The sequence below is a fragment of the Sphingomonas sp. SRS2 genome (genome assembly GCF_000971055.1).
Lineage (GTDB): Bacteria > Pseudomonadota > Alphaproteobacteria > Sphingomonadales > Sphingomonadaceae > Rhizorhabdus.
The window spans coordinates 22042-30969 of the sequence record NZ_LARW01000038.1; the positions used below are offsets into that span (position 1 = coordinate 22042).

At 67.3% G+C, this 8928-nt stretch carries 7 protein-coding genes; 6 read left to right on the plus strand and 1 reads right to left on the minus strand.

Going from position 1 to position 8928, the window contains the following annotated elements; all coding sequences use genetic code 11:
* Positions 1 to 170 precede the first annotated feature (170 nt).
* From WP12_RS00555 to WP12_RS00575, 6 genes are all read left to right on the plus strand, one after another.
* On the plus strand, positions 171 to 1442 hold the full coding sequence (locus WP12_RS00555; protein WP_084690892.1) for an efflux RND transporter periplasmic adaptor subunit: 1272 nt from the start codon (positions 171 to 173) through the stop codon (positions 1440 to 1442).
* 91 nt (positions 1443 to 1533) lie between these two features.
* Positions 1534 to 4710, plus strand: coding sequence for an efflux RND transporter permease subunit (locus WP12_RS00560; RefSeq protein ID WP_046191815.1), 3177 nt, complete (start codon positions 1534 to 1536; stop codon positions 4708 to 4710).
* An 11-nt stretch (positions 4711 to 4721) separates the two neighbouring features.
* Positions 4722 to 6143: an efflux transporter outer membrane subunit gene (locus WP12_RS00565; protein WP_046191822.1), complete on the plus strand. Its 1422-nt coding sequence runs from the start codon at positions 4722 to 4724 to the stop codon at positions 6141 to 6143.
* Between the two features lie 110 nt (positions 6144 to 6253).
* Positions 6254 to 6382 carry a hypothetical protein gene (locus WP12_RS26175; protein ID WP_268794717.1) on the plus strand — a complete coding sequence of 43 codons (129 nt, stop codon included), beginning with the start codon at positions 6254 to 6256 and terminating at the stop codon, positions 6380 to 6382.
* Positions 6383 to 6413: 31 nt separating this feature from the next.
* Positions 6414 to 6908 (plus strand): hypothetical protein, encoded by a 495-nt coding sequence (locus WP12_RS00570; RefSeq protein ID WP_152663836.1) that lies wholly within the window; start codon positions 6414 to 6416, stop codon positions 6906 to 6908.
* Between the two features lie 81 nt (positions 6909 to 6989).
* On the plus strand, positions 6990 to 8807 hold the full coding sequence (locus tag WP12_RS00575) for a diguanylate cyclase (protein ID WP_046191816.1): 1818 nt from the start codon (positions 6990 to 6992) through the stop codon (positions 8805 to 8807).
* Between the two features lie 9 nt (positions 8808 to 8816).
* On the opposite strand, the gene WP12_RS00580 is transcribed toward WP12_RS00575, so the two are convergent.
* The coding region (locus WP12_RS00580) for an IS5/IS1182 family transposase (RefSeq protein ID WP_046191817.1) at positions 8817 to 8928 on the minus strand (112 nt) is incomplete at its 5' end.

The window sequence follows — 8928 nt, forward strand, 5'->3', positions numbered from 1 at the left end:
GTGCCGGGGCGACCCCCAGGGGTGCTCCAAGCCGATATCTTCCACCCCCGATAGATATTTTTGCAACCGTCTCTGCGGCGTTCGCACTTGCAAAAGATGTAACCGGTCGGTACCTGCATGATCAGGGCGTACCGTTCTGTAACATTTTTGCAAAGCGCAGGGACATGAAAATGTATCTTTCCGAGCTTAAAGGCGACCCTGTCGAGAATATCGACACGATCCAGCCCGCGCCGCCGCGCCTTACGAAAAAACGTGCCGCCTATGCTGCACTGCCGATCGCGGGACTGATCCTGTTCGCGGGCTACGGCCTGTTCGGCAACGACAAGGCGCAGGCCGACATCCAGCCGCTGCCGGTCGTCACGGTCAGTCAGCCCATCGAAAAGAACGTCGTGCTGTGGGACGATTATGTCGGCCGCTTCGAGGCGAGCCAGGCGGTCGAGATTCGTCCGCGCGTCTCGGGAGCGCTGACCTCGATCCACTTCAGGGACGGCGATATCGTCCGCAAGGGCCAGCTGCTCTTTTCGATCGACGCCCGCCCCTTCGCCGCATCGCTGTCCGAGGCGCGCGCGCGGGTCGCCAGCGCCGCCACCGCGCTGACCCTGGCGCGTAGCGAGCTCGCCCGCGCCAACCGGCTGATCGCCGACCAGGCCGTGAGCGCCGAGGAAGTCGATTCGCTGCGCGCCGCCGTCCAGTCCGCCGAGGCCTCGCTTGCCGCCGCCCGCGCGCAGGCTCAGGCACGGCGTCTCGATGTCGAGTTCACCCAGGTCCGCGCGCCGATCTCGGGCCGGATATCCGACCGCCGGGTCGATATCGGCAATCTCGTCTCGGGCGACTCGGCGGCCAGCGCCACCGTGCTGACGACGATCAACGCGCTCGATCCGATCTACTTCTCCTTCGACGGCTCGGAGGCGCTCTACCTCAAGCAGCGCCGCCAGAAGGAAGGATCGGACCATGTCGAAATCCGCCTTCAGGACGAGGCCGATTACAAATGGCGAGGCAAGGTCGACTTCACCGACAATGCCCTGGACAACGGATCAGGCACGATCCGCGGCCGCGCGGTTATCTCGAACCCCGATTATTTCCTGACGCCGGGAATGTTCGGCAACATGCGCCTCTCCTCGGGCGGCGCTCAGCGCGCCCTGCTCGTGCCCGACGCGGCGGTCGTCACCGATCAGGCCCGCAAGATCGTCTATGTCGTCGCGGCAAAGGATGGCAGCGTCGAGGCGCGGCCGGTCGAGGCCGGGCCGCTGGTCAATGGCCTCCGAGTGATCCGATCGGGGCTGAAGCCCCAGGATCGGGTGGTGATATCGGGCGTCCAGTTCGCCGCCAGCGCGCCGAAGGTGCAGACCATAGCAGGCAGGATCGAAGCCGCCGCGTCGTCGCCGACCGCGACCGCGATCGCCCCCGTCGCATCGCAGGCAACGATAGCGGCAGCCCGCTGACGAACAGGAAATATGCCCCCGAGGCAGACTGACGCCCTTCCGACCGGAAGGGCGAACGGCCCTTCTCGCGCCGCAAACAGGGAAAAGAACAATGCGCCTGAGCCACATCTTCATCCAGCGGCCGATATTCGCCGGCGTGATCGCGGTGGTCATCACCATCGTCGGCGCGCTGGCCTTCTTCGGCCTGCCGGTGTCGCAATATCCCGAGGTGGTGCCGCCGACCGTGACGGTGAGCGCGAGCTATCCCGGAGCATCGGCCGAGACGGTTTCCGAGACGGTCGCTTCTCCGCTGGAGCAGGAGATCAATGGCGTCGACAACATGCTGTACATGTCGAGCCAGGCGACCGGCGATGGCCGGCTGGTGACGACCGTCACCTTCAAGCTGGGCACCGATCTGGATGAAGCCCAGGTGCTCGTCCAGAACCGCGTCGCGCTCGCCGAGCCGCGCCTGCCCGAGGACGTGCGCCGGCAAGGCGTCGTCACCCGCAAGACCTCACCCGACTTCATCCTCGTCGCCAACCTGATCTCGCCCGACAACTCGCTCGATCGCGGCTATATCTCCAATTACGCGCTCACCCAGATGCGCGACCGGCTGGCCCGTATCGACGGCGTCGGCGAAGTCCGCCTGTTCGGCGCGCGCGACTATGCGATGCGTATCTGGATCGATCCCGGCCTGGCCGCCGCGCGCAACATGACCGCGGGCGAGATCGTTGCGGCGCTGCGCGCGCAGAATGTCCAGGTCGCCGCCGGCTCGATCGGCAAGCCGCCCGAAGCGAATGGCGCGGCGTTCGAACTCAATGTCGAGACGCAGGGCCGGCTGACCACCCCCGAGCAGTTCGCCAACGTCGTGATCAAGGCCGATGCCGATGGCCGGCTGACCCGGCTGCGCGATGTCGCACGGGTCGAGCTGGGCGCCGAGGATTATGGCATCAACACCTATCTGAGCGGCCAGCCGTCGCTGGGTATCGGGATTTTCCAGCGCCCGGGATCGAACGCGCTCGCCACCGCCGACGGGGTGCTGAACGAACTCGACGCGATGTCGAAGAAATTCCCGCGCGGGCTGGAATATAAGGTCATCTACAACCCGACCCAGTTCATCAGCGAGTCGGTCACCGCGGTTCAGCACACCCTGCTCGAAGCCGTGGTGCTGGTCGTGATCGTCATCCTGGTGTTCCTGCAAAGCTGGCGCGCGGCGATCATCCCGGTGATCGCGATCCCGGTCTCGCTGATCGGCACCTTCGCGGTGCTCGCCATCTTCGGCTATTCGCTCAACAATCTGTCGCTGTTCGGCCTCGTCCTCGCGATCGGCATCGTCGTCGATGATGCGATCGTCGTGGTCGAGAATGTCGAACGCAATCTGGAACATGGCCTGAGCCCGATGGAGGCCGCCCACCGATCGATGGACGAGGTCTCGACGGCGCTGGTCGCGATCGTGCTCGTGCTGTGCGCGGTGTTCGTGCCGACGATGTTCCTGACCGGGCTGACCGGCGAATTCTATCGCCAGTTCGCCGTGACCATCTCGGCCGCCACGATCATCTCGCTGATCCTGTCGCTGACCCTGTCGCCCGCCCTCGCCGCCCGGCTGCTCCACCGCAAGGCCGAAGACGAGCCCGAAGGACGCTGGGCGCGGATGGCCTATATCGGCGGCAAGCGCTTCAACGCGGGCTTCGACAGGCTCAGCAACTTCTATGCGAACAGCACCCGCAAGCTGCTCGCCCGGCCGAAGCGCGTGCTGTTCACCTATGCGGGACTGGTCGCGCTGACCGTGGCGGTGTTCGGCGCGACGCCGACCGGCTTCGTCCCCGCGCAGGACCAGGGCTATGCGATCGCGCTGGTCTTCACCCCGCCGGGCACCTCGCTTGCCTCGACCGACGCGACCTTGCGGGCGGCGTCGAAGAAGCTGCTAAAGGTGCCGGGCGTGAAGGGCGCGGTTATGCTGACCGGCTTCCATGCCCCGTCCGGCACCAGCGGGTCGAACTCAGCGGTCGCCTTTCTCGTCTTCGACAGCTTCAAGAACCGCGCCAAAAACGGCCAGAACATGGCGTCGATCCTCGCCGAAGCCGGTAAGATCGCGCATGGCTTCGATCAGGCGCACGTCATGGTGGTGCCGCCCCCGGTGATCCGCGGCATCGGCAGCAGCGGCGGTTTCAAGATGGTGCTTCAGGACCGCGCGGGGCTGGGCTTTGACAAGCTCAACCAGATCGCCTCGAGCATGATCGGCGAGGCGCACAAGGACCCGAGCCTCGCGATGGTGTACACCATGTTCGAGAATAGCGTACCGCGCGCCTATGCGAACATCGACCGCGCCAAGGCCGACATGCTGGGCGTGCCGCCGAGCCGCGTGTTCGAGGCGTTGCAGGTCTATCTCGGCTCCGCCTACGTCAATGACTTCAATCTGCTCGGCCGCACCTATCGCGTGACGGCGCAGGCCGACATGCCGTTCCGCGACGACGTCTCGGACATCCAGCAGCTCAAGACGCGGTCCAACACCGGGGCGATGGTGCCGATCGGCGCGGTCGCAACGATCGAGAACAAGGCCGGCGCCTATCGCGTGCTGCGCTATAATCTCTATCCCTCGATCGATATCGACGGCGAGGCGGCTCCCGGCCATTCGACCGGCGCGGCGCTGGCGGCGATGGACAAGCTGGCGGAAAAGCTGCCCGCCGGCGTCACCGCCGAATGGACCGAGATCGCCTATCAGCAGAAGCTGGCCGGCAATGCCGCGATGATCGTCTTCGCCGCGGCGGTGCTGTTCGTCTTCCTGGTGCTGGCGGCGCAGTTCGAAAGCCTGATGCTGCCGCTGGCGATCATCCTGATCGTGCCGATGACGCTGCTCGCGGCGATGGCCGGCGTGAACCTGCGGGGTATGGACAATAATATCCTGACCCAGATCGGGCTGGTCGTCCTCGTCGGCCTCGCCGCGAAGAACGCGATCCTGATCGTCGAGTTCGCCAAGCAGGGCGAAGAGGAAGGGCTGTCGCCGGTCGAGGCGGCGGTGCGCGCCGCGCAGGACCGGCTCCGGCCGATCCTGATGACCAGCTTCGCGTTCATTCTCGGCGTCGTGCCGCTGGTGATCGCGAGCGGGCCGGGCGCGGAATTGCGCCAGGCGCTGGGCACCGCGGTGTTCTCGGGCATGCTCGGCGTGACCTTCTTTGGCCTCGTCTTCACCCCGACCTTCTACGTCGCGGCGCGCAGCCTCGCCGAGCGGTTCGAACGCCGCTGGGGCAAGGGCCGCGATGCCGGCCCCGCACTTCTGCCAGCCGAATGAGGGAGGATAAGATGACCAAGAAACTCCTGCTCACCGCCGCCAGCCTGCTGACGGTCGCCGCCGCCGGGCCGAACTATACGACGCCGGCCACCCCGCCGAGCGCGGCCCAGCCGTTCATCAGCGCGCCCGCCGCGCCGGTGACGGCGGCGGAGCCCGACAATGCGTGGTGGCGGCTCTATCAGGATCCGGTGCTCGACCGGCTGGTGGCCGATGCGCTCGCCGCCAACACCGATCTGCGCGTCGCGATCGCCAATCTCGACAGAGCGCGCGCATCGCTGCGCGAGGCCCGGTCGGACCGGTTGCCGCAGACCGATATCGGCGCGGGGGCCACCTATGGCCGATCGCCCGAAAGCCAGCGCGCGGCGGGCGCGAAGCGCGAGGACTGGTCTTTCGATGCGGGGCTGAGCGTCGGCTATGAGGTCGACCTGTTCGGCAGGGTCAGCCGCGCGGTCGAAGCCGCGCGCGGCGATGCGCAGGCCGCCGAAGCCGCGCGCGACGCCGTCAAGGTGGCGATCGTCGCCGAAACCGCGCGCGCCTATGCCGATGCCTCGTCGGCGGTCGAGCGGATCGAGGTCGCCGAACGCACATTGGCGCTGCTCGACCGGACCGTCGACCTCACGGGCAAGCGTTTCGAGGCGGGGCGGACGTCGAAGCTCGATGTCTCGCGCTCATCGGCCTTGCGCGAACAGCAGCGCGCCACCCTGCCGCCGCTGCGCGCGCAGCGCGACGCGGCGCTGTTCCGCCTCGCGACCCTGACCGGCCGCGCGCCCGCCGATCTTCCCGCCGATGTCGGCCAGCGCAAGACGACCTTGCGGCTCGACCGGGCGATCCCGGTCGGCGACGGTCGCGGCCTGCTCGCACGGCGGCCCGACGTCCGCGAGGCCGAACGCCGTCTTGCCGCCGAGACCGCGCGGATCGGGGTTGCTACCGCCGATCTCTATCCACGCATCTCGCTGGGCGGATCGGTCGGATCGACCGGCGCGTCGATCGGCGACCTGTTCGGTGGCGGGCCGTTGCGCTGGCTGCTGGGTCCGCTGCTCAGCTGGAACTTCCCCAATCAGGAAGCCGGGCGCGCGAAGATCGCCCAGGCGAGGGCGTCGACCCAGGCCGCGTTGGCGGGCTTCGACGGCGCCGTGCTGCGCGCGCTGCAGGACACCGAGACCGCGCTGTCGGCCTATGCCCATGAACTGGACCGCCGCCAGGCGCTGCGCGAGGCCGCGAGTCAGGCGCAGACCGCCGCGAACATCAGCCGCGCGCAGCTTCGCGAAGGGCGGGTAGATTTCCTGATCGTGCTCGACGCCGAACGTACTTCGGCGGCGGCCGACGCCGACCTGGCCGAGTCCGACGCGCGGGTGGCGAACGCCCAGGTCGACCTGTTCCGCGCGCTCGGCGGCGGCTGGCAGGCCGATGCGGCGAAGGTGGCGATGCGGTAGAGGCAGCTTGCACGCCGCCCGAAAACATGACCATGCACCGGGCACAGCAAATGCACGACCAATCCAGTATTGACCGACGCTGCGGCCAATCCAACCTGACGGAATAAAACATGGCCTCGCTGCGCTCCGGAAATAAGAAGCATCTTCGCGCCGTCAACAGAGCGGTCGTTGCCGCCAAGGCCGCATCGGCGCCCGTCGCGGCCAAGCCGGCGGCGAAGAAGAAAGCCAAGGCCGCCTGACAGCGGACGGTTTCCAGCGGGAGAGCTTGACGTGGCTCGACGCGAATTCTGCCTGATGCTGGCCATGCTGGCGCTGAGCGGATGTCGCGATGAACCTCGTCCCGAGCCTCCCGCAAAACCCTCGTCGATCTTCGAGGGGCTTCCCCTCTCCGGCAATCTGGCGACCGCGCTGGCGGCAGGCTTCGGCAATTGCCTCGACGGCACGCGCGGCCTGCGCTGTCGCAAGGACGGCGTCATGCTGATGGGCGTTGGCCCGCTATCCGCCGCGATCGACCTCGACGTGCCGGTGAAGGCGGGTGAACCGCGCTTCGACCATGTCACCATCTGGCACGCCCGCGATCAGAGCTCGGTCCTCGAACTCAGTCCGCTGCTCGCGAAGGCCGGCTGGCGATCCTGCCTGACGCCTGACGCGGAACGCTTCTGGCGACCGCCCTCGCCGCTGCGCATCGCGATCGACACCAATTACTGGGGCAGCCGCCGGCTGGTCATCAGCGCCCCGCCGCCGAGCCGCATAGCCTATTGTTAAGGCTCCGCAATTTTGCGGAGGGGGCAAGCGCCCGGCAGCATGGTCTAACGGTATTCCGGAGAGGCAGTCGGACGCCACACCATGCGGATCGCGACGATTACCAACTGGGCCTATGGGCTCACCCTGGCGCTCACATTTGGATCGGGCGCGGCGTTCATGCTTGCCGTCGACGCCGACAAGGACGAGCGCCACGCCGTCGAGCAGCGTTCGGCCTATCTGCGCATCGCCAGTGACATCGAATTGATCGTCGAACGGATGACCGATCAGGCGCGGCTCTATGCGATGCGCGGCGAGCCCGCCTACAAGCGCGCCTGGCAACGGGACCGCGACGGCGCCACCGTGATCGACCGGATGGCCGCCCGGCTCCAGACGTTGCCGCTGTCGCCGGTCGAAGCCGGTGCGCTGCGCGAGGCGGACAACAGCCTGATCCAGATCGAAACCCTCGAAGCCGCCGCTATCGCTGCGGTCGACCGGGGGGACCAGGCTGGGGCGACGGCGCTGCTCTATGGCGACCGCTATCTGGCGCTTTACGGCGACATCGAAAGGTCGCTGACCCGCTTCAAGGCGGCGATGAAGGCACGCACCGAGCGCGACCTGAACGCCGCGCGCGATCGCGCCGATCGCTGGGACGATGTCGCGCGGGTCCTGCTCGGGCTGACCGCCGCGCTGTTCCTTGCCGTTCTCTATTTCATCCTTGCCCGCCGGGTCGCGCGGCCGCTCACCCATATGAGCAATGTCGTCAACCGGCTTGCCGAGCGCGATTTCGACGCCGACCTGCCCGACGACCGGCATCAGGACGAGATCGGCGAGGTGACGCAGGCGCTGCGCCTGTTCCGCCGCAGCACGATCGAGCGCGAGCGGCTGGAGCGCGAGCGCGACGAGGATCGCCGCATCAAGGACCTGATCGCACGGATGATGCACCGGATGCAGGGCTGCGACGTCGAGGCCGAGTTGGCCGATGTCGTCGCCTGCTACGCGCCGCAGATCTTCCCCGACCTCGCCGGGCATATCTTCGTCTATGATCATGCGCGCGGGCGGCTGGGCACGATCGGCGACTGGCAGGAGCCGGTGCTGAGCCTCGGCGATTTCGCACCGTCCTTCTGCTGGGGCCTGCGCCGCGGCCATCCGCACCGCAGCAATGCGCGCGGCGAGGACATATGTTGCCAGCATATCGGCGACATCGACGGGCAGGATTGCCTGTGCGTGCCGCTGATGGCGCAGGGCGGGATTGTGGGGATGCTCTATTTCGAGGCCCGCGAGGAGAGCGGCCAATATGCCGAGCGCTCGATCTATCTCGACCTGATGTCGGAGAATATCGGCCTCGCCCTCGCCAATATCCAGTTGCGCGCGACCCTCGGAGCGCTGGCGACGCGCGATCCGCTCACCGGCCTGTCGAACCGCCGCCATCTCGACGAGATATTCAACGCCGAACGCGCGCTGGCCGAGAGCCAGGGCAGCCCGCTTGGCTGCCTGATGATCGACATCGACCATTTCAAGCGGTTCAACGACGAGTTCGGGCATGACGCAGGCGACCTCGTCATGCAGCATGTTGCGCAGGTGCTGCTGAGCCACGCCCGCGAACGCGACCTCGCCTGTCGCTTCGGCGGCGAGGAGTTCACCATGCTCCTCCCCGGCCGCGACAGCGCAGCAGCGGCGGAACGCGCCGAGGATATCCGCCAGACGATCCGCAAGGTCGCCCTCGCCTATCGCGGCCGCCCGCTCCACCCGGTGACGGTCTCGATCGGCGTCGCCGCCTATCCGGGCCAGTCGGACGGCGCGAGCCTGCTCAGCGTGGCGGACAGCGCACTGTTGCAGGCGAAGGCAGCGGGGAGGGACCGGGTGGTGATCGCGGGGGAGACGCCGCCCGATCAGCCGAGCCTGTTTCGCGCGGCGAGCTAGGGTCGGGACTCATAACCACCATGTGACGGCTGCGGCGAGGTAGATAGCGCCAAGGAAATTGGTGGCGAGTTTGTCGTAGCGGGTGGCGATACGGCGATAGTCCTTGAGGCGGCCGAACATC